The 26,352-nt window shown below is 72.0% G+C and carries 23 protein-coding genes; 14 read left to right on the top strand and 9 right to left on the bottom strand.

From position 1 onward, the window contains the following. Nucleotides 1–13 precede the first annotated feature (13 nt). Nucleotides 14–424: a Fur family transcriptional regulator gene (locus OG389_RS32995; RefSeq protein WP_328302470.1), complete on the top strand. Its 411-nt coding sequence runs from the start codon at nucleotides 14–16 to the stop codon at nucleotides 422–424. Nucleotides 425–490: 66 nt separating this feature from the next. Here OG389_RS32995 and OG389_RS32990 read toward each other — a convergent pair whose 3' ends face one another. Then, entirely contained in the window at nucleotides 491–946 is a 456-nt protein-coding gene (locus OG389_RS32990; RefSeq protein WP_328302468.1) for a MarR family winged helix-turn-helix transcriptional regulator, read from the bottom strand. A gap of 94 nt (nucleotides 947–1,040) precedes the next feature. Here OG389_RS32990 and OG389_RS32985 point away from each other — a divergent pair, with 94 nt between their 5' ends. Both OG389_RS32985 and OG389_RS32980 read left to right on the top strand, forming a co-directional pair. Beyond that, nucleotides 1,041–1,373 (top strand): rhodanese-like domain-containing protein, encoded by a 333-nt coding sequence (locus tag OG389_RS32985; RefSeq protein WP_328302466.1) that lies wholly within the window; start codon nucleotides 1,041–1,043, stop codon nucleotides 1,371–1,373. 36 nt (nucleotides 1,374–1,409) lie between these two features. Next, nucleotides 1,410–1,988 (top strand): YceI family protein, encoded by a 579-nt coding sequence (locus OG389_RS32980; RefSeq protein WP_328302464.1) that lies wholly within the window; start codon nucleotides 1,410–1,412, stop codon nucleotides 1,986–1,988. Nucleotides 1,989–2,075: 87 nt separating this feature from the next. Here OG389_RS32980 and OG389_RS32975 read toward each other — a convergent pair whose 3' ends face one another. Continuing rightward, complete coding sequence (locus OG389_RS32975) at nucleotides 2,076–2,663, bottom strand: TetR/AcrR family transcriptional regulator (RefSeq protein WP_328302462.1); 588 nt, start codon at nucleotides 2,661–2,663, stop codon at nucleotides 2,076–2,078. 383 nt (nucleotides 2,664–3,046) lie between these two features. On the opposite strand from OG389_RS32975, the gene OG389_RS32970 reads away from it, so the two are divergent. From OG389_RS32970 to OG389_RS32945, 6 genes are read left to right on the top strand one after another with little or no spacing between them, the layout of a single operon-like run. After that, nucleotides 3,047–4,231 carry a pyridoxal phosphate-dependent aminotransferase gene (locus OG389_RS32970; protein WP_328302460.1) on the top strand — a complete coding sequence of 395 codons (1,185 nt, stop codon included), beginning with the start codon at nucleotides 3,047–3,049 and terminating at the stop codon, nucleotides 4,229–4,231. Next, nucleotides 4,221–4,778, top strand: coding sequence for a DUF6190 family protein (locus tag OG389_RS32965; RefSeq protein WP_328302458.1), 558 nt, complete (start codon nucleotides 4,221–4,223; stop codon nucleotides 4,776–4,778). Before OG389_RS32970 ends, OG389_RS32965 begins: the two co-directional genes overlap by 11 nt. 22 nt (nucleotides 4,779–4,800) lie before the next feature. Continuing rightward, nucleotides 4,801–5,568: a dihydrodipicolinate synthase family protein gene (locus OG389_RS32960; RefSeq protein ID WP_328302456.1), complete on the top strand. Its 768-nt coding sequence runs from the start codon at nucleotides 4,801–4,803 to the stop codon at nucleotides 5,566–5,568. Beyond that, the gene (locus tag OG389_RS32955; protein WP_328302454.1) at nucleotides 5,562–6,401 is read left to right on the top strand and encodes an iron-containing redox enzyme family protein; all 840 of its coding nucleotides are present in this window, start codon (nucleotides 5,562–5,564) and stop codon (nucleotides 6,399–6,401) included. The genes OG389_RS32960 and OG389_RS32955 overlap by 7 nt, the downstream gene beginning before the upstream one ends. After that, the gene (locus tag OG389_RS32950) at nucleotides 6,398–7,711 is read left to right on the top strand and encodes a methyltransferase domain-containing protein (RefSeq protein WP_328302452.1); all 1,314 of its coding nucleotides are present in this window, start codon (nucleotides 6,398–6,400) and stop codon (nucleotides 7,709–7,711) included. The genes OG389_RS32955 and OG389_RS32950 overlap by 4 nt, the downstream gene beginning before the upstream one ends. Further along, the gene (locus OG389_RS32945) at nucleotides 7,708–8,436 is read left to right on the top strand and encodes a DsbA family oxidoreductase (protein WP_328302450.1); all 729 of its coding nucleotides are present in this window, start codon (nucleotides 7,708–7,710) and stop codon (nucleotides 8,434–8,436) included. Before OG389_RS32950 ends, OG389_RS32945 begins: the two co-directional genes overlap by 4 nt. A 60-nt stretch (nucleotides 8,437–8,496) precedes the next feature. On the opposite strand, the gene OG389_RS32940 is transcribed toward OG389_RS32945, so the two are convergent. From OG389_RS32940 to OG389_RS32930, 3 genes are all read right to left on the bottom strand, one after another. Then, nucleotides 8,497–9,384, bottom strand: coding sequence for a geranyl diphosphate 2-C-methyltransferase (locus OG389_RS32940; protein ID WP_328302448.1), 888 nt, complete (start codon nucleotides 9,382–9,384; stop codon nucleotides 8,497–8,499). A gap of 14 nt (nucleotides 9,385–9,398) precedes the next feature. Continuing rightward, on the bottom strand, nucleotides 9,399–10,670 hold the full coding sequence (locus OG389_RS32935) for a family 2 encapsulin nanocompartment cargo protein terpene cyclase (protein WP_328302446.1): 1,272 nt from the start codon (nucleotides 10,668–10,670) through the stop codon (nucleotides 9,399–9,401). A 65-nt stretch (nucleotides 10,671–10,735) separates the two neighbouring features. After that, entirely contained in the window at nucleotides 10,736–12,148 is a 1,413-nt protein-coding gene (locus tag OG389_RS32930; RefSeq protein ID WP_328302444.1) for a family 2B encapsulin nanocompartment shell protein, read from the bottom strand. Between the two features lie 320 nt (nucleotides 12,149–12,468). On the opposite strand from OG389_RS32930, the gene OG389_RS32925 reads away from it, so the two are divergent. The 5 genes from OG389_RS32925 to OG389_RS32905 all read left to right on the top strand — a co-directional run bounded on the left by OG389_RS32925 (nucleotide 12,469) and on the right by OG389_RS32905 (nucleotide 22,835). Further along, on the top strand, nucleotides 12,469–14,643 hold the full coding sequence (locus OG389_RS32925; protein ID WP_328302442.1) for an MMPL family transporter: 2,175 nt from the start codon (nucleotides 12,469–12,471) through the stop codon (nucleotides 14,641–14,643). A 156-nt stretch (nucleotides 14,644–14,799) separates the two neighbouring features. After that, the gene (locus OG389_RS32920; protein ID WP_328302440.1) at nucleotides 14,800–19,533 is read left to right on the top strand and encodes a type I polyketide synthase; all 4,734 of its coding nucleotides are present in this window, start codon (nucleotides 14,800–14,802) and stop codon (nucleotides 19,531–19,533) included. 76 nt (nucleotides 19,534–19,609) lie between these two features. After that, a complete protein-coding gene (locus OG389_RS32915) occupies nucleotides 19,610–20,212 on the top strand; it encodes a 4'-phosphopantetheinyl transferase family protein (protein ID WP_328302438.1) in 603 nt (200 codons plus the stop codon). Between the two features lie 145 nt (nucleotides 20,213–20,357). After that, complete coding sequence (locus OG389_RS32910) at nucleotides 20,358–22,370, top strand: SpoIIE family protein phosphatase (protein ID WP_328302436.1); 2,013 nt, start codon at nucleotides 20,358–20,360, stop codon at nucleotides 22,368–22,370. Nucleotides 22,371–22,610: 240 nt separating this feature from the next. Continuing rightward, the gene (locus OG389_RS32905) at nucleotides 22,611–22,835 is read left to right on the top strand and encodes a response regulator transcription factor (RefSeq protein ID WP_328302434.1); all 225 of its coding nucleotides are present in this window, start codon (nucleotides 22,611–22,613) and stop codon (nucleotides 22,833–22,835) included. A 58-nt stretch (nucleotides 22,836–22,893) separates the two neighbouring features. Here the strand turns inward: OG389_RS32905 and OG389_RS32900 are convergent, their stop codons facing one another. From OG389_RS32900 to OG389_RS32885, 4 genes are all read right to left on the bottom strand, one after another. Next, on the bottom strand, nucleotides 22,894–23,934 hold the full coding sequence (locus tag OG389_RS32900; RefSeq protein WP_328302432.1) for a serine/threonine-protein kinase: 1,041 nt from the start codon (nucleotides 23,932–23,934) through the stop codon (nucleotides 22,894–22,896). 213 nt (nucleotides 23,935–24,147) lie between these two features. Beyond that, nucleotides 24,148–24,723, bottom strand: a complete 576-nt coding sequence (locus OG389_RS32895) for a hypothetical protein (protein ID WP_328302430.1) — start codon at nucleotides 24,721–24,723, stop codon at nucleotides 24,148–24,150. A 151-nt stretch (nucleotides 24,724–24,874) separates the two neighbouring features. After that, nucleotides 24,875–25,354 (bottom strand): hypothetical protein, encoded by a 480-nt coding sequence (locus tag OG389_RS32890; RefSeq protein WP_328302428.1) that lies wholly within the window; start codon nucleotides 25,352–25,354, stop codon nucleotides 24,875–24,877. Between the two features lie 138 nt (nucleotides 25,355–25,492). After that, nucleotides 25,493–26,092 (bottom strand): hypothetical protein, encoded by a 600-nt coding sequence (locus tag OG389_RS32885; protein WP_328302426.1) that lies wholly within the window; start codon nucleotides 26,090–26,092, stop codon nucleotides 25,493–25,495. Nucleotides 26,093–26,352 lie beyond the last annotated feature (260 nt).

The following is a 26,352-nucleotide window of genomic DNA, read 5'->3' as shown; positions in this document are numbered from 1 at the left end:
AAGGTGAGCCGATATGAGTGACCTGCTGGAGCGCCTGCGTGGACGCGGATGGCGGATGACCTCCCAGCGGCGCGTGGTCGCGGAGGTCCTCGACGGTGATCACGTGCACCTCACGGCCGACGAGGTGCACGCCCTCGCGGTGGAGCGGCTGCCCGAGATCTCGCGGGCCACCGTCTACAACGCCCTGGGCGAGCTGGTCTCCCTCGGCGAGGTCATGGAGGTCGCCACCGACGGTCGGGCCAAACGGTACGACCCCAACGCGCACCACCCGCACCAGCACCTGGTGTGCTCCGGCTGCGGTCTGATCCGCGACGTCCACCCGAACGGCGACCCGCTGGCCCAGCTCCCTGCCGAGCAGCGGTTCGGCTTCACGGTCTCGGGGGCCGAGGTCACCTACCGCGGCCTGTGCGCCGCCTGCGCGTAGAGCGTCGGGGAGGGGCCGCCGGCGGGTCGGCCGCAGCCGGCCGGTCAGCCGGTGGCCGGCCGCCGGTCAGCCCAGCGAGAGGTCCGAGTCCGGCTGGGCGACCTTGAACAGCGCCCGCGCGATCACCACGGCGTCCGCCTCGGTGAGGTGCGCCGAGAAGTGCTTCTGGATGCTGCGCATGTACACGGGGGCCGTCGCGCGCAACGCGTCGGCGCCCTTCGGGGTGATGACGGCCCAGGACGCCCGCTTGTCATGAGTGTCGGGCACCTTGTCGACCAGGCCTTCGCGCACCATCTCGTCGACCAGGCGGCTCACCCTGGTCCGACTGAGGACCACCCGGCTGGCGACTTCCTGCATGCGCAGCCCGTGCTCACCGGCGGCCTTGAGTTCGAGCAGTACGTCGTACCACGTCAAGGGGATCCGGCCGTCGCGCTGCACGTCGCTCTCGATGGCGCGCACGGCGGTGTTGTGCGCGAGCAGCATCGCGCGCCAGGCCTCTAGTCGGTCGTCCTGTCCGGTCACGCCTCGATCCTACCCCTATTGCGTGCGCCCGCACACACTTGTTAAGGTGCGTGCGTACGCACTTATTGATCCTTGATTTTCGGAGGCTGGCTACATGGCGGTTCAGAACCTCTCCCGCGACGAGGTCAAGCAGAAGCTCGACGGCGGCAAGGCCGCGGTCGTCGAGGCCCTGCCGGAGCAGTACTACAAGGAGGCGCACCTGCCGGGCGCCCTGCTCCTCCCGGTCGACGACGTCGACACGCTGGCCCCGGGCCTGCTGCCCGACAAGGATGCCGAGGTCATCGTCTACTGCACCGGCACGACCTGCTCCAACTCGGGGATCGCGGCCGCGCGGCTCGCGGAGCTCGGCTACTCGAACGTCTACACGTACAAGGACGGCAAGGAGGACTGGATCGGGGGCGGCCTCCCGACCGAGTCCGGCGTCTGAGCACCGGCGCCCGCACACAAGGAGGAGGAACGGACGATGACCAGTAGCGCGACATCGCCGACCCGCACCGTGGACGGGGTCGAGCTCCCGGCCGTGGGTGACTGGAAGGTCGACCCGGGGCACGCGGAGGTCGGCTTCCTCGGCCGGCACTTCATGCTGACGAAGGTGCGCGGCCGGTTCACCGGCGTCGACGCCACCGTCCACATCGGCGAGCGCCCCGAGGACAGCAAGGTCACCGCGGTGATCGACATGGCCAGCGTCGACAGCGGCGACGCCACCCGGGACGACCACCTGCGGTCCGGCGACTTCTTCGACGTGGCCGAGCACCCCCGCGCGGCGTTCACCTCGACGTCGGTCAGCTGGGACGGCACGAGCGGCACCCTCGCCGGCGATCTCACGATCAAGGGCCTGACCCGCCGCGTCGAGCTCGAGGTCGACTACCTCGGCTACGCCAGGGACCCGTGGGGCAACGACCGTACGGTCTTCTCGGCACGCGGCAAGATCAACCGCGAGGACTGGGGCCTGACCTGGAACATGGCCCTGGAAGCCGGCGGGATCCTGGTCTCCAAGGAGATCGAGCTCTCGCTGGAAATCGAGGCGATCAGGGAGGTCTGACGCCCGGCGCGCCGACCTGCCGGTCCCGGTACGGCCACCGCCGTGCCGGGACCACCCGTGCGCGTGCCCGGGCCCGACCGCCCGGGCTCAGGCCTCCAGAACCCGCCGGACCATCTCGCGCAGCGCGCCCCGGATCCGGCCGGGGGTGAACTCACCGCCCCGCAGGGCCTGCTGGAGGTCGGCGTCGACCATGGCCAGCAGGAGGTGCGAGGTGCTCTGCGCGTCCAGTTCCGGCCGCGCCTCGGTCAGCAGCACCGAAAGGTGCCGCTGCCACAGGCAGTACGAGCCGATCTGGTAGCGGACGCCCGGCGCGGTGGTCTCCGAGAGCCGCACCAGCTCCAGGTTCGTGTCGAGCAGGTCCAGATACGTGTCGAAGAAGGCGGTGATCCGCGCGCTCGCGTCACTTCCGGGCCCCAACGGCGGCGGCCCGAACAGCATTCGGCTCTGGAACTCGCTCTCCTCGGCGTCGAGCAGGGCCACGGCCAGCCCGGACTTGCTTCCGAACCGGCGGAACAGCGTGCCCTTGCCCACGCCCGCGCGCGCGGCGATGGCATCGAGGGACACGTTCTCCACACCGTGCTCCCTGAAGAGTTCGGCGGCGACCGCCAGGATGCGACTGCGGTTGCGCGCGGCGTCCGCCCGCTCGCGGACCGGCTGCTGGATGAGTTCGGTCACTTCAGGTGACCCGCCAGTCATGCTGTGCCTTCGTCCGTGACTTCGTAGGTACGTGGGTTGTCGCGAGTGTACACATCTCGGACATCACGTGCGCCTCGTGGGCAAGGGCCACACCTAACCCCCAACTCCCTTTCTTCGCCGTTCATTTGCTTGCCCCCGTGAACACGATGTGTCAGGGTCGTTGCCGAAACGGACTGCAGTCCGCTTATGGGGGATCACCATGACACAGCTCAAGGGCCGCCGCACCGCTTTCCCCTCAGGAGCCGGCCGCCCCCGGGGAAGAACCGCCCGCCCGAGCCGCAGCTGATCCCGCCCGCCGCGGCAGCGACGCACCCGAGCGCGCACCTCTCCCCCTGGCACGCCCGCCCTCGACCGGAGGAACCATGACCTCGCACAGCAGCTCGACCGGTTCGGCCAGCGAACTCCTCGACCTGACCCAGCACGAGATCCAGGCCCTGCGCACCAGGTTCAACCTCGCCGACGCCCACACCCACCAGCAGCAGTCGGACAGCCAGCGCGAGATCGTCGCCCGACTGCCCGAACTCTGGTACGAGGCCGAGCGGGGCCTGCAGGCAACGGCCGAAGAGCGCTTCACCGAGGCGTTCTTCACCCTGCACCGCCAGCCCACGGCCCTGGCCAAGAACAAGACCCTGCTCTCGTACGCCGCCTCGATCTCGACGATGGTCGCCGGCATGTACCTCAAGCAGCAGCGGAAGTCGGTCACGCTGGTCGAGCCCTGCTTCGACAACCTCTACGACGTCCTGAACAACATGGGCGTACCGATGTACCCGATCGACGAATCCGCCCTCCACGACCCGGACCGGATCTACGAAGAGCTCAGGCGCCGGGTCCGCACCGACGCGCTGTTCCTCGTCGACCCCAACAACCCCACCGGCTTCACGCTGCTCCAGCACGGCCGCAAGGGCTTCGAAGAGGTCGTCCGCTTCTGCAAGGACCACAACAAGCTGCTTGTCATCGACTTCTGCTTCGCCTCGTTCACCCTGTACGACGAGAAGCTCGCCCGTTTCGACATCTACGAGCTGCTCGAGAGCTCCGGCATCTCCTATCTGGCCATCGAGGACACGGGCAAGACCTGGCCCGTCCAGGACGCCAAGGCGGCCATGATCACGGCCAGCGACGACATCCGCGAGGACGTGTACAACCTGCACACCAGCGTGCTGCTCAACGTCTCGCCCTTCGTGCTCAACATGCTCACGCAGTACGTCGAGGACTCCACCCGCGACCAGCTCGGTTCCGTCCGCGAGGTCCTCACCCAGAACCGCGAGGCGATACGCAAGGCGATCGACGGCACGATCCTGGAGTACCAGGAGCCCGTCGCCGGCGTGAGCGTCGCCTGGGCGCGGATCAACCACCTCGAGCTGACGGCCACCGAACTGCAGCGCCTCCTGGCCGAGTCGGAGGTCTACGTCCTGCCCGGCCGGTTCTTCTACTGGAGCCAGCCCGACCGCGGCGAGGCCTTCGTGCGCTTCGCCCTCGCGCGCGACCCGCAGGTGTTCGCGGACGCCATGGTCCGGATGCGCGAGGTGCTCGACCGCCATGCAGTCTGAGACCAACGCGTCCGACGGGACCGTGCCCAGTGAGACCGTGCCCGCCGAGACCGCGCCCGTGGAGTACGGCGACGCCGCGCTCTTCCTCGGCATGAACAGCGCGGACGAGGACGTACGCCGCGCCTGCAAGGCCTTCTTCGTGGACCGGCTCGACGGCCGGCTCGTGATGAGCCTGGAGCAGGTGGGCCGCTGCGACGACATCATCTGGGGCTTCTCCCGCGAACTCCAGGACGCCTACTACCCGTTCATGGACAACCTGCACACCGTCATGGACATCCGCCGCCTCGGCTACGACGAGGGCGACATCCAGCGGGCCGGCGATCCGGAACTGCCCAGGACCCTCCCGATGCACGAGCGGCTCCTCCTCGGCATGGTCCTGGGCCGCCAGGGCCTGTTGCGCACGGCCAGCCCGCGGCTCACGGCCACGACCGGGTTGGCGCTGCCCGTGGCCGCTGCCGCCGACGGGCCGGAAGCCCGCTTCCCGGAGCCGCTGGAGCGGCTCTACCAGCAGTCGCTCGCCCTGCGCGTGCCCGCCGAATCCCTGTGACGGAGGACCGATGATCACCGGAATGACCGCAGCCCTCGTCACCCCTGTCGACGGAGCGGGAGAGGTCGACGAGAAGAGCGTCGCCCGCCTGATCGCCTCCGTACGCCCGTACGCGGACGCCCTGCTGCCGGCCCTCAGCACCGGAGAGGGCGCCAGCCTGTCGGACCGGCAGTGGCGGGAGGTGGTCGCCGCCGCGGTCCGGCACGCCGACGGCCTGCCCGTACTGGCCGGCATCCTGCGGCCCGCGACCGCCGGATCCCTCGCCCGGGCCCGCGAGGCGAACGGCCTCGGCGCGGCCGCGGTCGTGGTCACCACCCCGCACGGACCGGAGGTGACCCAGGAGGAGATGTTCCGCCACTTCGAGACCGTGACCGGGGCCGGGCTGCCGGTCGTCGTCTACCACGAGTCCGCCGTCTCCGGGAACGTCATGGAACTCGGCACCCTGCTGCGCGTCTGCGCGCTGCCGGGGGTCGCCGGGGTCAAGGACTCCGCCGGCGACACCGCCTTCACCCGCGCGCTGATCGCGGCCGGCCCGGGCGTTCCTGTCGTACAGGGACTCGAACACCTGCTGCTGGAGTCCGGCTCCGTGGACGGCTGGGTCGTCGCGCTGGCCAACGTCGAACCGGAGCTCTGCCGGGCCCTGCTGACCGACCGCGGCGAGGAGCGGGCCGAGCAGCTGCGCGCCGCCTGCGAGCGGTACGGCCTGGAGCGGGACGACTGGTACCGCTCGCTGAAGACCGAGCTGCTGCGGCGCGCCGTGATCGAGACCGACCGGGAGGTTCCGTGCTGAACGTGACACCGAAGCCCACCGACAGCCCGCACAAGCGGCTGTTCATCCTCAACCGCACGCTCCAGACGTCCACGGTCCTCGCGCGGATCGAGGAGGCCGAGGCGGCGTGGATCGATCCGCTCGTCGCCGGCCTCGCGGAGCGCACCGCGCCGCTCGCCGACCGCGCCGAGTGGAAGCTGCGCCTCGACGGGCTGCTGGCCCTCGAACGTGGGGGCAGCCCGGCCGGCGACTACCTGGCCGAGAAGGCCACCCGGGAGCAGTTCGCCCACGTCGTCCGGGAGTTCGCGCTCGACGGACTGACCGAGGCGCAGAACTTCTTCCCGGCGGTGCCCCGGCTCCCGATGCGCGCGCAGATGGCCGTGATGCGCGTCCTCATCGACGAGTTCGGCTGCGGCAACCTCCAGCAGACCCACTCCCAGCTCTACCTCGACCTGCTCGCCGAACTGGGGCTCCCCCAGCTGCTGGAGAGCTTCTTGGACACCACCGGCGACGAGACGTACGCGTTCTTGAACGTCTTCTACTGGCTCACCCTGCGCGCCACCCACGTCGAGTACTTCCTCGGCGCGCTCGCCTACTTGGAGGCGAGCATCCCGGACGCCTTCACCGTGCAGGCCCGCGCCTGCGCCCGGCTCGGCCTGACGCAGGGGAGGTACTACACCGAGCACCTGCACATCGACACCTTCCACATGCGCGAGATGCAGACCGCGATCAAGGAGTACGAAGCCGCGTGCGGGCTCGACGCGACGAAGCTCTGGATCGGGGCGCAGCTGCTGTCCCAGCTGATCGGCGGCGCCTTCGACGCGGCCGTCGAGCGGGCGCGGGAGGCGGCATGAGCGACGCCGTGCTGGAGGAGCTGCCGGGCGACCGGGTCCGCGTGCGCGTCGCGGGCCGTGAGTTCGTGATCGACGCCGCGTGCACGCACCGGCTCGGCCGTCTGGTGCACGGCCATGTCAATCCGCGCACCCTGCGCATCACCTGCCCCCTGCACAGCACCAGCTTCGACCTCACCAGCGGCTGCCCGGTGGCGGGCCCCTCCGCGGAGGCGCTGACCGTGCACCACACGGGCGTGCTCGGGCAGCTCTACGAGCCCCAGGACGTGTGGCTGCCGGCCTCCGAGCGGCTCCTCGAATGGGACGACGGCTTCCACGACCTCATGCTGGGCGACCGGCTGCGCATGGCCGCGTACAAGGCGGCGATCACCGAGGCGGTGCGGCCCGGGGCGACCGTCCTGGACCTGGGCACCGGTACCGGCATCCTGGCGCAGTGGGCGCTGGAGGCGGGAGCCGCCAGGGTCTACGGCATCGACCTCAACGAGAAGATCCTCCGGACCGCGACGCAGCGGCTCACCGGGGCCGGGTTCGGGGACCGGTTCCACCCGCTCTCCGGGTTCTCCTTCGACATCGAGCTGCCCGAGCGGGTGGACCTGATCATCTCCGAGATCATGGGGAACCTCGCCGACAACGAGAACTGCGTCGCGATCCTCGACGACGCCCGCAGCCGCTTCCTGCGGCCGGGCGGCGCCATGCTTCCGGTGGCCGTGGAGAGCTATCTCGTCCCGGTCACGGCGGAGCTGGCCCACGGCCGGCTGCTCGACGGGGCCCCGCAGGACGCCGGGAGCCCGGCCGCCTTCGCCGAGCTGCTGAGGGCGCGCGGGGCCCGGGACGCCTTCGACCTCTACTACGACGCGATCATCCCGGTCGACGGCCAGCTCGCGGCGCCGCGGCTGGCCCGCCGGTACGCCTTCGAGGGGACGCACGGGGCGCACGAGACCTCGTACGAGGTGCCGCTCGTGTACACCGTCCAGCGGGACGGTCTGTTCACCGGCTTCAAGGGCTATTTCGTGGCCACCCTCTCGGACACGGTGACCCTGGACATCTCCGGTGACGACGTGTCGGCAGGCGACCCGGAGGCCCGTACGACCTCGGACAGCTGGAAGCACGCCTACCTGCCGGTCCGGGACGCCGTCCCGGTACGGCGCGGCGACCGGATCGCGCTCACCTTCTCCCGACGGCGCCCGTCGGCGACCGGGTCCGGATCCTTCGGTCAGGTCTACGGCTGGCAAGGGTCGGTCGTCGCCGGAGACGTCACGGTCGCCCGGTTCGCGCACAGCACCCGGCCCGACGAGGAAGGCGGTACCCAGTGAGCACGACGACCGCGACCGACCGCGCCACGGACCCGCGGCTGCCCGCGGCGCCCGACACGATCAGCGTCTACACCGACCTGAACTGCTCCTTCGCCCACGTGGCCGTGCACCGGCTGCACGAGACCCGGCGCGAGCTGGGCCTGGAGGGCCGGATCTGGTTCGACTTCCGGGCCTTCCCGCTGGAGCTGTTCAATCGCGAGGTCAACGCCCGCCCCGGCGTCGACTCCGAGATCGCGGTGCTCGGCGCGGTCGAACCGGGGGCCGGCTGGCGGCTGTGGCAGGGGCCCGACTGGTCTTACCCGGTCACCACCCTGCCCGCGCTCGAGGCGGTGCACGCGGCCAAGTCCCAGTCGCTGGACGCCAGCGAGCGGCTCGACCGCGCACTGCGCCGCGCCTTCTGGGCCGAGGGCCGCTGCATCTCGATGCGTCACGTCATCCTCGAGGTGGCCGCCGGGACGGGAGCCGTCGACCTGGACGCGCTCGCGGCGGCCCTGGACACGGGCTCGGCCAGGTCCGCCGTGATGGCGCAGTACGAATCGGCGCGCGGGGGCCGGGTCAACTGCAGCCCGCACATCTTCCTCCACGACGGCACCGACATGGCCAACCCCGGCATCGAGGCGCACTGGCTGAACGGTGACTTCGGCCAGGGGTACCCCGTGATCGACCGGGACCGTCCCGAGGTGTACGAGGAACTGCTCACGCACGCGGCGCGGCTGGCCGCCTGAGACCCTGACGGCCGGGTCCGCCGGGAGGCGGGCCCGGCCGTCAGGGGGTCGGTCGGCCGGTCAGACGCGGTCGGCTGCGATCAGGACGTACTGGAAGGAGCCGTCCTTGTAGGAGTTGATGAAGGCCTCCTCGATGCCGGTGACCAGCTTGGACGTGGCCCGCAGCTCCCAGTAGGGCAGGGTCGCGGGGGTCAGGTCGATGACGGCCTGCGGTACGAGCCGGTTGTCGGCCATGGCGCGCAGGTACTCCCGGCGGGAGTGGATGTTGCACTCGAAGTGGGCGTTGATCTGGGAGACCCACTTCGAGGGCTGGCCGTAACGCGGGTTCCAGCAGCCGGTGATGGTCACGTATCGGCCACCGACGGACAGGACGCGGGAGTGCTCCGCGAAGAGGTCGTGCAGGTCGACGTACATGCTCGACTCGTTGTTCCACGAGGCCGCGGCCTGCCCGGTCTCGAAGGGCGTGCTGAGCATGTTGCAGACGCGGGCGCGCACGTGGTCCTCGATGCCGAGCTCGCTGGCGCGCCGGTTGGCGAATTCGGCCTGCTTGGCCGACAGGGTGACGCCCTCGACCTTGCATCCGAAGCGCTGGTGGGCCATGACCATCGAGCCGCCGCGGCCGCAGCCGGCGTCCACGAGCGTATCGGTGCGCCCGACCGGTCCGAGGTGGTCCAGGAGGAGTTCGGCCTGCGCCGACTCCAGCCGGTGCAGCTCGGCGACCAGCCTCTTGTCGTACGCGTTGTCGTCGGCGTCACCGAGGGCGGCGTGGTCGACGTCCCCGATGCCGTAGTGGTGGTGGTAGAGGCCGTCGACGTCTCCCAGGCGCAGGTTGACGGGCCTGGCCTCGTTGTTCCAGTAACGGGCGATGTCCCCCTGGTAGGGCGTTGCCTGGCCGGGAAGCGTCACGGAGGTGGGGGTGGTCGCGGTGGTGAGCTTGGTATCAGTCACGGATAAATCCATCCTTACCAGAAGTCGGGCAGGCTGTAGCGGTAGGTGTTGGTCTGGTGCCAGTAGTGGTTGCCGTCGACCCATGCGGCCACTCCGCGCAGGAAGCGCAGCATGACGGGGACGGGGCAGGCGACGGCCAGGGCGGCGGCCTCGGCCTCGAAGTCGCGCATGAGGTCGTTGTGGACCTCGACCGCCTTCAGGTAGGCCTCCCGGTCGGAGGTGCCCTCGCGTTCGGCGATCACCACGGGCAGGTTCATGTGCCGTCCGGGGGCGGCGAGTTCCTTGGTGTACGAGTACAGGTCGTTGACGATGGTGGTGGCGTTGCCCGCGAGCGCGATGACCCGCTGGGCATCGGGCCGGGCCTGCAGGTCGGCCGGGAGTTCGTAGCCGCCGACGGTGTCGGTGATGGTGGGGCAGGGGCGGAAGTTGTTGAACTGGCGCATCGCCAGGTACTCCCACACCTCGGGGACGTACTCCGTCTGGGCCCACGCCGCCTCGGCGAGGTAGCCGAGGTGCAGCCTGGCCATGTCGTGCCGGTACCGGTCGGCCTGGGAGTGGCCGGCCTCCTGGAGGAAGTACTCCATGGCGGACCGGTAGGCGCGCCGGGGCGCGTCGGAGTGGAGCGACCGCTCCCACTCCGGCTGGTACTCCTTCGTCGTGTGGAGGGGGTCGAGTGCGGTGTGCGCCAGCAGGAGGCGTCCACCGAGACCGACGGGCGAGCCGCCGTGGTCCTCGCAGTAGCAGTCGTCGACCGCGTTCTCGGCGACCATCAGCCGGGTGGCGATCATCAGGTGCTCGACGGTGGGGGCGTCCGGATGGCAGGCCACCATGTAGCGCCCGACGGAGAAGCCGTCGAACTGGTCCTCCCACTCCTCGGGGTACAGCGCGACCTCGTCCAGCGCCCACGCCTTGATCCGGCGGCTGACCTCCTCCACCCGCACCGGGTCGGGCTCCGCCACCGGGTGGTGGTAGAGGCCGGGGATCGGGTTGCCGGCCACCGGCGCCCCGGGCTCCGCGGCTGCCTGCGGCTCTTCGGGCCGGGTCAGGTAGAGACCCGCCGTGCCCAGACCGCTGGGACCGCGCAGGATCCGTCGCAGGGCGGGGCTCGGGGAGGGTGGGGCAGGAGGGGTGGAAGTGGCGGGAGTGATAGGAGAACCGGCCAGGGTGGGTGCGGTGGGGAGGCGGCCGTGGGCGCCGGCGTGGGCGGCGGCGAAGACGTGGGCCCCGAAGCGGGCCGCGGCGCCGGGCAGGCTCGACTGCAGGGGGGAAGGCCCGGGATCGGGCATCCGTGGCTCCTTGATGGGGTGGGTGGGCTGGTTCCGGATCCCTGGCGTGCGGATCCGCCGGCCGCTCACTCGCTCCTGCGGGCGATCTGCACGTTCTCCAGCACGCCGAGCGCGTCGGGCACCAGGATCGCGGCGGAGTAGTAGGTGGTGACCAGGTAGGAGATGATCGACCGTTCGTCGATTCCCATGAAGCGCACCGACAGGCCCGGCTCGTACTCCTCCGGCAGTCCGGTCTGGCGCAGCCCGATGACGCCCTGGTTGTCCTCGCCGGTTCGCATGGCGAGGATCGAGCTGGTGTTCTCCTTGGTGATCGGGATCTTGTTGCAGGGCAGGATCGGGACCCCGCGCCAGGCCGGGACCTGCTGCCCGCCGACGTCGACGTGGTCGGGGTAGAGCCCTCGGGCGTTCAACTCGCGGCCGATCGCCGCGATCGTGCGGGGGTGTGCGAGGAAGAGTTTGGTGCCGCGGCGGCGGCAGAGCAGCTCGTCGAGGTCGTCCGGGGTGGGCGGGCCGGAGTGGGTCTGGATGCGCTGCTTGAAGGCGGCGTTGTGGAGCAGGCCGAACTCTCGGTTGTTGACCAGCTCGTGCTCCTGGCGCTCGCGCAGCGCCTCGATGGTGAGCCTGAGCTGCTCCTCCGTCTGGTTCATCGGCCCGTTGTAGAGGTCGGCGACCCTCGTGTGGATGCGCAGGACGGTCTGCGCGATGGAGAGCTCGTACTCCCGCGGCTTGAGTTCGTAGTCCACGAAGGCACCGGGCAGCTCGGCCTCGCCGGTGTGGCCGGCCGACATGGCGATCTCGGCCTCACCGTGCTTGTTCTGCCGCTGCAGGGGAAGCGAGCTGAACCGCTGGATGTGCTCCTGGAGGTGCGGGGCGGCCGACACCACGGCCGCGAAGTCGGCGCGCGACAGCGTGAGCAGCGTGCCGGGGGTTTCCGCGGTGGCGGTGTAGTCCCACCGGGCGTCGGCGTCCAGCAGGGCGTTCTCACCGAATTGGTCGCCGTCGGCGAGTACGGCGACGGCGTTCTCGTCCCCGTACTTGCCTGCGGTGGTCTGGCTGATCCGGCCGTGGGCGATCAGGTGGATCTGCTCGGAGGGGCTGCCGCGCTCGACCAGTACCTCGCCGGCCCGGAAATCGCGCTGGACGCACCGGCCGGCGATCGCCGCCAGCACCTCCTCGTCCTCGAAGCCGCGCAGCAGGGCCAGCTCGCCGAGCTCGCGCGGGATCACCTGGACGTGGGCGCCGTCCTGGACGAACTCGATGGATCCGTCGCCGACGGTGTAGCTCAGCCGGCGGTTCACCCGGTAGGCGCCGCCCTTGGTCTCCACCCAGGGAAGCATCCGCAGCAGCCAGCGGGAGGTGATCTCCTGCATCTGGGGGGCGGACTTGGTCGTGGTCGCAAGGTTGCGGGCGGCCGCCGTGCCCAGGCTGGACTGCCCGGACTGCTCCAGCTGCGCTTCCGGGCTGATGTCAACGGTCATCGGTCGAGTTCTCCTTCGTAAAGGCCGGCGGTCGGCGGGAACGCTAACGGTCGGTACGGCCGGTTACCCGTGGAAAACCATCGACATTGGCTCGATCCGGTGATCTTGCCTCCCACCGGGTTTGCCTGGGCGAACAACGAAATCCAGCCGCCCCGGTCGCGCCCCGCCGGTGAACCGGCTCCTGTCAAGTAACGAATAGCCGGGTCTACGGCCCCCCGCCCTCCTCCGGGCACGGTGGAATCCGATCCCTCCCGCACCAGAGCGGGACGGACCTCCCACCTGGATCGGAGACCCCGATGTACCGTCGCGCAGGGGTCTTCGTGACCCGTCGGCCCCGGCTCGTCCTCCTCGCCGCGCTCGTGTTCCTCCTGGTGTCCGCCGGCTTCGGCGCCGGAGCGGCCGGCCGGCTCAAGACCGGTGGGTACGACGATCCGCAGTCCGGATCCAGCCGCGCCGCCCGCGTGGCGGCCGAGCACCTGGGAGCCTCCCCGAACCTGGTCCTCGTCGCGCGGGCCCCCGGTGGTTCCGTGGACGACCCGGCGGCCCGGAGCGCGGGCGAAGAACTGACCAGCCGCCTCGCAGCCCAGCCGCACGTGAGCGGCGTGAACGCGTACTGGACCGACCGGGCGGCCGAGCTGCGCGGCCGCGACGGCGGTACGGCCATGCTGCTCGCGCACGTGGACGGGGAGGGCGAACAGCTCGCGGCGCGCGTCCGGCGGCTGAGCGGGGAGCTGACCGCCCCCACCGGCCCGGCCCCGGCCCTGCGGGTGACCGCGGGAGGGACGGCGCTCACCGACGCCGAGCTCCAGGACATCGCGGAGTCCGACCTGAAGCGGGCCGAGTACGTCGTCCTGCCCGGAACCCTGATCCTGCTGGTCCTGGTCTTCGGCAGCGTGGTGGCCGCCGCCCTGCCCCTGCTGATCGGGGTCCTGGCCGTCGCGGGGACCCTGCTGGTCCTGAGCGTTCTCGGCGCCGTCACCGACGTGTCCGTCTTCGCGCTGAACCTCACCACGGCGCTCGGCCTGGGGCTGGGCATCGACTACGGGCTGCTGATCGTCTCGCGGTTCCGTGAGGAGCTCGCGGGCGGCTACCGGCCGCGCAACGCCGCCGTACGGACCGTGCGCACCGCCGGGCACACGATCGGCTTCAGCGCCGCGACGGTCTGTGCCGCGCTCGCGACGCTGCTGGTCTTCCCGCCGTACTTCCTGCGGTCCTTCGCCTACGCCGGCATCGCGGTGGTGGTGATCGCCGCGGTGAGCGCCGTGACCGTCCTGCCGGCTCTGCTCACACTGCTCGGAGCACGGGTGAACGCCTGGCCCGTGCCGTGGCGCCACCGGGTCCGGACCGGGTCCCGGTCACCCTTCTGGGAGGGGCTGGCGCGGGTCGTCGTACGCCGCCCGCTGATCGCGGCGCTGCCGGTCATCGGCCTGCTGCTGGCACTCGCCGCCCCGTTCGCCCACGCCGGTTTCGCCACTCCCGACGACCGGGCTCTGCCGGTGAGCGCGTCCAGCCGGCAGACCGGTGACCAGGTGCGCGGCGCGTTCGACATGAAGGGCTCGGGCGCCCTCAGCGTGGTCATGACGGGTACGGCGCCCCGGCCGGCGCGGGAGGAGTACGCCCGCCGGCTGTCCGCGCTCCCCCAGGTGGCCCGGGTCGTGGGACCCGTCGGGGACGACCCCGCCCAGCTCTCCGTGGTGCCGCTGGCCGACCCCGGATCGCGCGCCGCCCAGCAGCTCGTACGGGAGATCCGCAGGACTCCCGCCCCGGCGGGCACCGGCGTCCTCGTCGGCGGACCGAGCGCGGTGCTCGTCGACGCCAAGGACACGGTGGGAGACCGCATTCCGCTGGCCCTGGCCCTGATCGCCCTCACCACCTTCGCGCTGCTGCTCGGCTTCACGCGCAGCGTGCTCCTGCCCCTCAAGGCGATCGCGCTGAACGTCCTGAGCCTCACGGCCGTCCTCGGCGCCATGGTGTGGATCTTCCAGACGGGCCACCTGAGCCACCTGCTCGGTTTCACCCCCGGACCGCTCAGCACGACCATGCCGGTGCTGCTCTTCTGCATCGTCTTCGGCCTCTCGGTGGACTACGAGGTCTTCGTGCTGGCGCGGATCAAGGAGGCGCACGACGCCGGGCAGGACACCGCCGCGTCGATCGTCTCGGGCGTCGCCCGCACGGGCGGCATCGTGACCACCGCCGGAGCCCTGCTCGCGTTCACCCTGCTGAGCTTCGGCACCTCCCGGGTCTCCCTCCTGCAGTTCTTCGGGATCGGCGCGGGCCTCGGCGTCCTCCTCGACGCCACCCTCGTCCGGGGCGTCCTCGTACCGGCGCTCATGCGCCTGGCGGGCGGCCTGAACTGGTGGGCGCCGCGGCCGCTGAGGCGCCGGGAGCCCGTCCCGGCCCCCCGGCCGCCCCCGGCCACCGCCGGGAGGTGCGCCCCGGGCCGCTGCAATCCGGCCCGCACCGCCGTCCGCGTCCATGCCCCCGCGCGGCGCTGAGCGCCGGCGGATCAGCCCGCGGATCAGCCCCGTACATCCGTTCACCGTCCTGTTCCTCCCTGTACCGCACGTCCCCGTACCGCCCGTCCCCGTCCCAGCCGCCCCCGGTCACCGACCGCCCGGGCACTGCGGCAAGAACGACAAGGAAGCCCCCTCATGAACGACATCGCCATCGTCGGACTCGGCTGCCGCTTCCCGGGCGCCCTCGACATCCGCGCCTACTGGAAGCTCCTGCTGAGCGGGGAGCGGCAGTTCGGCCCCGTGCCCGGGAACCGCTGGAACCACGGGGCCTTCCACGAGCCCGGCACCCGGTCCGGCCCCAACGCCGCGTACACCGACCAGGTCGCCTTCCTGGACGACGTGGACCGCTTCGACGCGATGCACTACGGGGTCCCTCCGGCCCGCGCCCGGGCCATGGACCCGCAGCACCGGCTGATGCTCGACGTCACCCGCGAGGCCCTCGAGGACGCCGGGATGGGGCGCGGCGACTTCGACCGCGAGCACACCGGGGTCTTCTTCGGACTGTCGGTCTCCGACTACAAGGACCTCATGACGGCCCCTCTGCGGGTCATCGCCGAGGCCGACGAGTCGTGCGCGGCGGACGACCGGAGCGGTCTGGACGCCGTCAAGGCACGGGCGCGCGAGCTGGGCACGGTGGACGCCTTCACCCTGCCCGGGAGCCTCCTCAACATGGCGGCCGGCAGCGTCAGCCGGCAGTTCGACCTCGGTGGCCCCAGCTTCGCCGTCGACGCCGCCTGCTCCGGGTCGCTGGTCGCGCTCGACCAGGCGATGGCCCACCTGCGCCAGGGCACCTGCCGGAACGCCGTCGTCGGCGGGGTCTACCTCAACCTCACCCCCGACAGCCTGGTCGGCTTCTCCAGGCTCCGCGCCCTGTCCGCCGCCGGGGTGTGCCGCCCGTTCGACGAGGAGGCCGACGGCTTCGTCCTCGGCGAGGGCGCGGGCGCCGTCGTCCTGCGGCCGCTCGCGGACGCGCTCGCGGACGGCGACCGCGTCTACGCGGTGATCAAGGGCATCGGCTCGGCCAACGACGGGGCGTCCCCCGGACCGCTGGTGCCCACCGCCGAGGGCCAGCTGCGCGCCATGCTCCGTGCCTATGCCGACGCGGAGGTCGCCCCCTCGTCGGTCGGCTTCCTGGAGGCCCACGGCACGGGCACCGCCGCCGGCGACCGTGCCGAGACGGAGGCGCTGCGCCGGCTGCGCACCGAGTTCCCCGACGACGACCCCTCTCTGTGCTACCTCGGCGCGGGCAAGGCCCTCATCGGGCACTCCCTGTCGGCGGCGGGCATCGCCGGACTGATCAAGACGGCCCTGGTCGTCCACCACCGCACGATCGTGCCGCAGCCGCGCACCACCCCCCACCCGGACCTGGGCGTGCGCGCCGCGGGCCTGCGCTTCGCCGACACCGCGCGGCCCTTTCCGGTCGGCGGCGCCCCGCGGCGTGCCGCCGTCAGCTCCTTCGGTTTCGGCGGTACGAACGTCCACGTGGTACTGGAGGAGCACGAGCCCGCCCCGGCCCCCGGCCACCTTCCGGAACGCGCCGATGCCACCGGACCCCAGCTCGTCCTCCTCTCGGCCGGCAGCCCCGAGCTGCTGGTCCAGCACATCGGCGACGTACTCGACGCACTCGACACGCCGGACCGTGCCCCGCTGGCCGCCGTGGCCCACACCCTGGGCGCGCGCCAGATGCTGACGGCCCGGCTCGCGATCGTGGCCACCGGTACGGAGGAGTTCCTCGAGCGGCTGCGTCACGCACGTGAGCAGCTCGTCGCCGGGGCCCGGGGCAACCTCGGCGACGGCGCCTTCGCCGCCGACTCCCCGCTCCCGGCGGCCCAGCGCCGGGTGGCCTTCCTCTTCCCCGGTCAGGGCAGTCAGCGGCCCGGCATGCTGCGGGACCTCTACGAACGCCACACCGGGTTCCGGTCGGCCGTGGGTGTCCTCAGCGCCGTGGCCCGCGGGGACATCGGCTTCGACCTCGCCGATCTGCTGTACGGGGAAGCCGCGGCGGCCGAGGGCGACGCCGGGGAACTCCGCCGGCGGATCGCCGCCACCGACGTCTGCCAGCCGCTGCTCGGTACCGTCCAGATCGCCACCACCCGGGTGCTCGCCGACTGCGGCGTCACTCCCGATCTCGCGCTCGGCCACAGTGCCGGGGAGTTCGCCGCGGCCGCGGCGGCCGGAGCCCTGACCCACGTGGACACGATCCGGCTGCTGGTCCACCGGGGTGCGGCCCTGCGGCGGGCCGAGTCCGGCTTCCGGGGCGGGATGCTCGCCGTGCAGACCGACAGGGAGAGCTGCCGCCGGCTCATGGACGGCATCGACGACGTGTGGCTCGCCTGCTTCAACCAGCCGCGCCAGGTCGTGGTCAGCGGGACCCCGAACGGGATCGCCGCCCTGCGGGAAGCCTGCGCCGCTGCCGGAGTCGTCACGGCGGCGCTCGACGTGTCGAACGCCTTCCACTCGCCGCGACTGGCCTCGGTGGAGGAGGACGTCCGCTCGGCCCTCGCCGCCCGGTCCGTCAGCAGCCCCGTCCTGCCGTTCGTCTCGACCGTGAACGCGGAGGTCTGCGCGGAGCCCGCCCGGCTGCGCGAGCTGTGGGCCCGCCACGCGTCCACGCCGGTGCACTTCGGCGACGCCGTGAGCACCGCCTACGACCAGGGGGCCCGGATCTTCCTCCAGGTGACCGGCGGCAGCTCGCTCCTCACCTCGGTCCGGCGCAACCTCACCGGCCACGGCGACGTCCATGTCGTCCCCGTCGAAGGGGCGGCACCGGACGGCGGGCGCACCCTGGCCCTGGCCCTCGCCCGGCTCGCGGTCCTGGGCGTCCCCGTCGACCCGCGCTCCCTGGTTCCCCGGGAGGAGCGCAGGCAGCTGGACATTCCGGTGGCGCGGCTCGACACCCAGTCCTACTGGCTGTCGGCCAAGCGTCCCGCGAAGCGGGCCGCGGCCGCCGCGCCGCCGCCCCGGCCCGCGCGGCCGGTGGAGCCGGTGGAGCCGGTGGAGTGCGTGGAACCCGTACAGCCCGTAGAGCCCGTAGAGCCCCAGGAGGCTTCGATGAACGACCCGATGAACGAACTGCGCGAGCTGGTTCAGCAGCAGGTGGCACTGCTCGGCCGCCTCGCCGAGGCGGCCGAACGGCAGGTCGCCGCCCCCGTGACCCCGCCGCTCCCGACGACCGCGGCGGCCCCCGCGCGTCCGGCACCTCCGGCGGCCCCCGCCGACTCCCCCGCGCCCCTCACCGCGGCGACCGGTGGCGAGCTCGCACCGACCGGCGGCGGCATGGACGAGGTCACCCGCACCGTGCTCGCGCACGTGGCCCGGATCAGCGCGTTCCCGGTGGGTCAGCTCCGGGGCGACCAGCTGCTGGTCGACGAACTCGGCTTCGACTCGCTGATGCTGACCGACCTGTTCACGTCCCTCAGCCGGCAGTGGCCCCGCTGGACTTTCGACGAAAGGGCCGCCGAGCTGCCGACCGCCGACCGGCTCGCCGCGCTGATCGCGGGCTGCGGCGCGGACACCGCTCCGGCAGCCGTCCCCGAACAGCGCGCCGGCCAGGACGCCGTAGCCGCTCCTCCGCCGCCGTCCCCCACCGACCCGCCTGCCGACCCGCCTGCCGACCCGCCCGCGGCCCCGCTGCCCGTGGAACACACGCGGATCGAGTGCTTCCCGGAGGTCACCGCCCACAGCGAGCGCGTCGCCACCCTCACCCGGACCGGGCTGGCCAATCCGTACTTCCTCGTCCACGAAGGCGGTATGACGGACACGACGGTCGTCGACGGCCGCGAACTCCTCTCGTTCTCCAGCTACAACTACCTGGGCATGGCGACGCACCCCCGGGTCAACGAGGCCGCCAAGGAGGCGATCGAACGCTGCGGCACCTCGGTGTCGGCGAGCCGGCTGCTCTCCGGCAGTCGTCCGCTCCACCTGGAGCTCGAATCGGAACTCGCCGGCCTGCTCGGATGCGAGGCCGCACTCGCCCTGGCCAATGGGCACGCCACCAACGTCACCGTGATCGGGCATCTCGTCGGACCGGGGGACCTCGTCATCCACGACTCCCTCGCCCACGACAGCATCCTGCAGGGATGCAAGCTGTCCGGTGCGACCCGGCGGCCGTTCCCCCACAACGACGCGGCCGCCCTGGACACCGTCCTGCGCCAGGTCCGCCACCAGTACCGGCGGGTCCTCGTCGTCGTCGAGGGCGTGTACAGCATGGACGGTGACATGGCCGACCTGCCCGCCCTCATCGAGGTCAAGCGCCGGCACGGCGCGCTGCTGATGATCGACGAGGCCCACAGCATCGGAACGATCGGTGCGACGGGCGGCGGCATCGGCGAGTACTTCGGCGTCGACCGCCCGGCCGTGGAACTGTGGTCGGGCACCCTGTCCAAGGCGCTGGCCAGCTGCGGCGGTTACGTCGCCGGGAGCCGCCCGGTCGTCGACTACCTGCGCTACACCGTGCCGGGGTTCGTCTACAGCGCCGGACTGACCCCGGCGGACACCGCCGCCTCCCTCACCGCCCTGCGGGTGCTGCGCGAGGAGCCGCAGCGCGTGTCCCGGCTCGCGGAGAACTCCGCGCTGTTCACCCGCCTCGCCCGGGACGCGGGGATCGACATCGGGGACAGCCACGACACGGCGGTCGTCCCGTGCATCGTCGGGGGCTCGCTGAAGGCCCTGCGCCTCGCGGAGGCCCTGTTCCAGCAGGGCATCAGCGTCAATCCCATCCTCTACCCGGCCGTACCCGAGGAGATGGCCCGGCTGCGCTTCTTCATCACCTGTGACCACACGCCCGACCAGATCCGGCAGGCGGTGGGCGCTCTGGAGCGCGAGCTGCGGCAGCTGGACACCGTCCCGGCCGCCGCCGCGGCCGCCTGACCCCGCCGCCATGCACTGCGTGTTCCCGCCGATCGCACCGGGACAGGTACACCGATGGGGCGGAGCTGCCCTCGTCGTGGCCCGGCGCCCCGGCTCCCCGACGACGCCGTTCCTCTCCCCGGCCGAGCGGCGCGTGGTCCACGCGCTCCCGGCCTGGCGGCAGGCCGAGTGGGTGGCGGGCCGGCGGCTCGCCAAGCAGCTGGTCCACGAGCTCCTCTCCGTACCGGAGGCGGACGTGGAGGTCCTCCCGCGTGAGGACGGCAGCCCCCGCGTACTCGTCTTCGGCGGCCCGGCGCCCACCCTGCACCTCTCCATCAGTCACACGGCCCACCACGTCGCCGCGGCCCTCGCACCGGAACCGGTCGGAGTGGACCTGTGCGGGACGGACTCGGCAGCCGCCGTACGGCGCGCCGCGGACCACGTCCTGTCCCCCGGGGAACTCTCCCTGGTCGGTTCGGACCGGCCGGAGGCCATGGCCGGCGCATGGGCCCTGAAGGAAGCCGCGGTCAAGGCCGACCGCACCGGAATCTTCGGCCCCGCCGCGCGCGGCATCGAGCTCCTCGGCCTCCGGCCGCCCGTCCTCGGCGGACGGCGCCGTGCGATGGCCTGGCGGACCGGGGACACCGTCCTCGCCCTCGTCCTCGCGCGGGCGGCCTCGTCACCGGGCCTGCCCGCGTGACAGCCGCGCACCCGCGGGCGCCGCACGCGCGGGCACTGCGTTGGTGCTCCTCGCCGCGCCGGATCATGCTTGTCAGTGGAGCCCCTGGCCGTACGGGTGTCGCGGGACGGCGGCGAAGGATCTAGCGAGGGCGAGATGAGCGGCGATGGAGCAACTTCCCACCTCTCCTGATGAGCGGCCGCATGCCACGAGCGCCGTCCACGAGCCGGCGTACACGGCCTCGGCCACCATCAGTGAGCAGGGCCTGGTGACCGAGTGGAGCGACGATGCCCGTCGGCTGCTCGGATACGGGCCCGCCGAGGTCGTGGGGCTGCCCGCCGCACGCCTGCTCGCCGATTCCGCCGGCGACGCGGTGCACCGGATCCCGCCCGGGCAGGAGCGGTGGAGCGGCACGGTGGCGCTGCGGCACCGGGACGGCCGCCGGCTGGAACTGGAACTGCTCGCGCACCGCTGGACCTCCACCGGGGGGAACACCAGGTGGTCCGTGGTGTCGGCCGTCGCGGGCGAGACCGGGACGCCGCTGGACGAGACGCTGAAGGAGTGGGCCTTCGCCCAGTCCCCCTGCCTGCTGGCGATCTTCGACGCGGACCTGCGGTTGGTGCGGGCGAACACCGGCATGAAGCACGCGCTGTCCCTCACCGAGGGCGAGATGCGCGGGCTGCGGCTTCCGGAGATCGCGCCGGGGCCGGTGAGCGACACGGCCGAGCACGGGATGCGCCTGGCGCTGGAGACCGGTGAGGCGCAGTACGTGGACGGCTTCGTCCGGCCCGCTGGCAACGGCACCGGCACGGCCGCCGACGCCGACACGGACACGGGCACGGGTGACGGCTGGACCACTTCGCTGGCCCCGCTGCGGGACGTGGACGGCCGGGTCCGCGCCGTGTACCTGGTGGCGCACAGCAGGGCCGGAGCCGCGGTCGAGCAGCAGCGCACGCTCCCGCCGGACCTCGCCGGCGCCCGCGTCGCCGCCGCCCCGGACGGTGCCCGCCCCGCGCAGGAGCCGTCCGACGTGTCCGTCGCGGCGGTCCCCCGGGCCGCCCGCGAGCACACCTCCACGATGACGCTGCAGCGCAGCCTGCTCCCGCACACGCTGCCCAGTCATTCGGCGCTCGACATCGCCTCCCGCTACTTGCCCGCCGGGGGCGAGGCCGGGGTGGGCGGGGACTGGTTCGACGTGATCCCGCTGTCCGGCGCGCGGGTGGCGCTGGTCGTGGGCGATGTCGTGGGCCACGGAATGCGCGCCTCCGCCACCATGGGCCGGCTGCGCACCGCGGTGCGCACCCTGGCCGATGTCGACCTGCCTCCCGACGAACTGCTCACCCACCTCGACGACCTCATCATCCATCTGGGCGCCGACGAGACCGAGGGGGAAACCGGCGGGGGCATCGGCACCACCTGTCTCTACGTGGTCTACGACCCGGTCACCCGCCGCTGCACCGCGGCCCGGGCCGGTCACCCGCCGCCCGCCGTGGTGTCACCGGAAGGTTCGGCCTACCTCCTCGACGTCCCGGCCGGCCCGCCACTGGGCCTGGGCGGGCTGCCCTTCGAGACCGTCGAGGTCGAGCTTCCCGAGGGAAGCGTCCTCGCCCTCTACACCGACGGCCTGCTCCAGGCCCGCGACCACGACATCGACGAGGCCCTGGACAGCATGCTCGCGGCCCTGGTCCGTCCCTCCTCCACCCTGGAAACGGCCTGTGACCGGGTACTGACGGCTCTGCTGACCCACCCTCCCGAAGACGACGTGGCCCTGCTCATCGCCCGGACCCGGGCCCTGCACGCCGACAAGGTCGCCGTCTGGGACCTGCCCTCCGACCCCTCCTTCGTCGCCCGGGCCCGCCGCGATGCCACCGACCAGCTGACGGCCTGGGGGCTGGACGACGCCGCGTTCGTCACGGAGCTCGTGGTCAGCGAGCTGGTCACCAATGCCATCCGCTACGGCGAGCCGCCGATCCAGATGCGGCTGATCCACGAGGGATCCACCCTGATCTGCGAGGTCTCCGACACGAGCAGTACCGCCCCGCACATGCGGCGGGCCCGGATCTTCGACGAGGGCGGGCGGGGGCTGCTGCTGGTGGCCCAGCTCGCCCAGCGCTGGGGCACCCGGCACACCACCGTCGGCAAGACCATCTGGTCCGAGCAGTCCCTCACGGAGTTCTGAGGGAGCCGCGGCCCGAGGAGCCGCGGCCCTGCCCCGACCGTCCTGCGGCTCTGCCCCGATCGTGGCCGCCGCACGCGGGCCGACGTTCCCTGTGACACGCCTGTGACAGTCGCCGGACACCCTCATGAACTCCCACCGACAGGCTCTTTATCACGGACATACACCCACATTCGTGGATATGTCTTCTGCTTCCAAGAGCGTGAGCAGCGATGACCGAGCCGATGTGTCGGAGGAAATCCCATGAGTCTCACACTCGCCAACCCGCACACCGAAGCCCCCGCCCTCGCCCCGCGCGAGCAGGAGGCACTGCGACACATCGCCGCCGGACGCACCTACGTGCAGACGGCCACCTCCATGGGACTCTCCAAGCACACGGTCGACGCCTACCTCCGCCGCATCCGGGCCAAGCTGGGCATCCACACCACGGCGGAACTGACCCGGATGGCCATCGCCCTGGGAATGTGACCCCTTCCCGGCACCCCTTCCCGGCCCTCCTCCCCGTACCCGTACTGAGCCGAGTACCTCAAGGCCCGCCCGCCGGGCCGCGGAACACCGGCCGGGCCCACTCCGGAGGCTCCGGCGGCGGTTCGGGCGGGGATAGCGTCGGGTGTACCGAAACCCCCGGGATCCCTGGGGGCCGGGGGACGATCAGCGTCGGCGGATGGCCGCGGCGGACCACACCGGCCCCGGTGGCGGCGCGCAGGGCCCCCACGAATTCCAGGCAGGACCCGTAACGGTCCTCGGGCACCTTCGCCAGAGCCCTTCCCAGAACCTCGTCCACCTCGGGCGCCGTGATGTCCGGCCGCCTCTCCGTCAGGAGGGGCGGCCGGTCGTACTGGTGCGCCCAGAGCAGGGCCGGGGCGTCGTCCCGTTCGAAGGGCGGCCCGCCGGCGAGGGACTCGTACACCACACAGGCGAGGCTGTAGACATCGCACCTGCCGTCCACCGGGCGGCCCGAGATCTGCTCCGGCGCCATGTAGTCGATCGTGCCGACGAACTCGCCCGCCGTGGTGAATCCGGTGAGCGCCAGCGCCTTCTTCGTCAGTCCGAAGTCCGTGAGGTAGGCGTGTTCGGGGTGGTCGCTGTCGGTCCCCTCGGCGATCAGGACGTTGGCGGGCTTCACGTCCCGGTGCACCAGGTCGTGCGCATGGGCGGCGTCGAGCGCGGAGGCCACCTGGGCGGCGATCCGCAGCGCGGTCGCGACGGGGAGCGGCCCCTCCCGCTCCAGCAGGACCCGCAGGTCCGGGCCGGAGACGTAGCGCATGGCGATGTACAGGAGGCCGTCGGTCTCGCCGGCTTCGAAGATCGGCACGATGTGCGGGTGGTCGATCCGTGCGGCCACCCGCGATTCGTGGGCGAAGCGGCGCCGGAAGACCTCGTCGCGGGCCCGCTCCGGGGCGATCAGCTTGAGCGCGACCGTGCGGTCCAGGCGCAGGTCCTTGGCGCAGTAGACGACGGCCATGCCACCGCGGCCGATCAGGCGCTCGATGCGGTAGCCCGCGATCTGCTTCCCGATCAGGCCGGAAGGCCGGCTGTAGAGGCGCCGGTTCGGTGCCGAGCCCATCAGCGGGCCCCCTCGGCCGGCCGGCCCGGCGACGGACGCGCGGTGGACGCGGCAGGCCGCTCTTCCATGCCTCGAAGTCTATCCAGGGACCGGTACGCCTGCCCGTCCGCCCGGCCCCCCACGCACGACGGTGGCCGGCCCCCCTTCGGGGACCGGCCACCGTGTGGTTCTCCGTGCGTTTCTCCCCGCGCCCTTCCCTCCGCGCGGCCGGGGTCAGCCTTCGCCACCGGCACCACCGTCCCCGCCGCGGCCACTGGTCTGGCAGCCGGTGCCGAGGCAGATGCCGCCCTGGCCGCCGCGGCCGCCGGTGCCACCGTCGCCGCCGGGCCACGCGACCCCGCCGTTTCCACCGTTGCCGCCGTTGACGCTGCCGCCGCAGACCCCGACGCAGACTCCGCCCTTGCCGCCGTTCGTGCCGTTGCCGCCGCCCGGGCGGCCGACGGTGCCGTTGCCACCGTTGGCGCTGCCGTTGCACAGTCCGGCGCAGACGCCGCCGCTGCCGCCGTTGGTGCCGTTCACCGTTCCGTTGCAGTTGCCGGCGCACACCTTGTCGCCCACGCGGACGCTGCCGTTGCCCACTTTCACGGAGCCACTGCCGAACCGGGCCACGCCCGGCCGGATTTCGCCGCCACCGGAGCCGGCACCGTGATGCTGAACGGCGGAGGCCGGGGCCGCCAGGGCCGGCGCCGACGCCGGAGCCGCCATGGCGACGGAAGTCATCGAACCGGCGCCGAGCAGAGCCGAAGAAACGACCAGACCGAGACGGAATTTCCAAGAACGCGTGCGCATGAGTTTCTCCTTTGCCGAGAAATGCTTTCCGTGACGCGGATTCCGGGGGGACCGGACGCCAGTACAGGAGGGGCCCGGCCGGCCATCTGCCGGACGGGCCCGTGTGATCTTCCTCGAGCCGTGCCTTCCCCTGCTCTCCCGCCCTCGTACCTCACGGGGAGACTGCGAGGTTGCCTCCCATCAGGGCGAACCAGTCGCCGTCCTCGTACTGCTTCTTCCAGGTGTCGAGCTGCTCCTCCGAGATCTTGTACTTCTTGGCGATCTTCTCCTTCGTCGCGTCGGAGTCGTCGGCCAGCAGGGTCACCACGATGCGGACCCTGTCCACCACCGTCAGCTCGGACTTCGTCTTGTCGGGCAGGTCCTCGAACCGGAAGCACCCTGCCCGGCCGGGCTTGCCGGCCTCACCCGGCTGACCGGGCTGCCCTCCCTTGCCGCCTTCGCCACCCTTGCCGCCTTCGCCGCCTTCGCCGCCCTTGCCTCCGCAGTTGGAGGGCAGGTCCGTCAGAACCGAGGAGCTGGCACCGGCCGGGGTGTGGGACTGGGACGCCTGCGCGGCGCATGCCGTTCCGGTGACGAAGGCCAGCGAGGCCGCAGCCAGGATGAGCGGACGCTGCCAGGGGCTTGTAAACATGGGGGTTCTCCGTTTCCGTGAACACGGGTTTCGCTTGGATGAGGACGAGGGGACGAGCAGGTGGTGCTGGGGGTGGAGGCCCGAGGGCCTCCACCCCGTCCGGTCGGGTACCGCGATCAGTCGCGTCGGGTGCAGCGATCAGAAGATGCTGCCGCCGCCGGCGCCGCCGCCGCCGCCGAGGCCACCGAGGAGCCCACCGAGGCCGCCCTTGCCACCCTTGCCGCCGCCGCCACCCTGGAAGATGCCGAAGCCGCCGTTGCCACCCTTGCCGCCGTTGCCACCGATCAGGGTGCCGCTGCCACCGCCGCCACCGTTGCCGGCGGTGCCACCGAAGAGGCCGCCGCCACCGTTGCCGCCCTTGCCGCCGTTGCCGCCGATCACGCCGTCGCCGCCGCCACCGCCGCCACCGCCGCCACCACCGGAGAGGACACCCTCGCCGCCCTTGCCGCCGTTGCCGCCGTTGCCGCCGACACCGAGGACGCTGCCGCCGCCGGAGCCGCCGGAGCCGCCGCCGCCTCCGATGAGACCCCCTCCGCCTTCACCGCCGTCCCCACCGGCGCCACCGGCCGAGGGAAGGGCGACAGCAGCTACATGAGCGGGCACCGGAGCCGCTGTGGCCATGGACGCCGGGAGGAGGACCCCTCCGGAGATCATTGCGGCCGAGGCCACCAGAGTCGCAATGCGGAAACCGCGACGGTTGGGGCGGACAACGTTGTTGGTGCGAGCCTTGAAGTTCATGGCCTTCTCCTACCGGTTCAGATGCAGATGATTTATGGGGTCGACCCGTGATCCGGGCCGGTGCGGATATTCCCTCGTTTCCTTTTCGGTGAGGTCCTTTCCGCTCCACCAGTAAGCCCCGGCGCGCACACCCGGGTCATGTTCCGCGTATTCGGGACTTGACACGCCCGCGAACTCCGGTTAAAAGCTGCGGGGCCACCCGGTCCGGTGCGACGCTGGAAGGACAGCGCGGCCGGCGGGGAGCGGGGTACGGGCCGGGG

Origin of the sequence: Streptomyces sp. NBC_00435 (assembly GCF_036014235.1) — a bacterium.
Classification (GTDB): Bacteria; Actinomycetota; Actinomycetes; order Streptomycetales; family Streptomycetaceae; genus Streptomyces.
The sequence above is the reverse complement of the archived record's forward strand: the minus strand, read 5'-3'. Positions and strand labels throughout refer to the sequence as shown.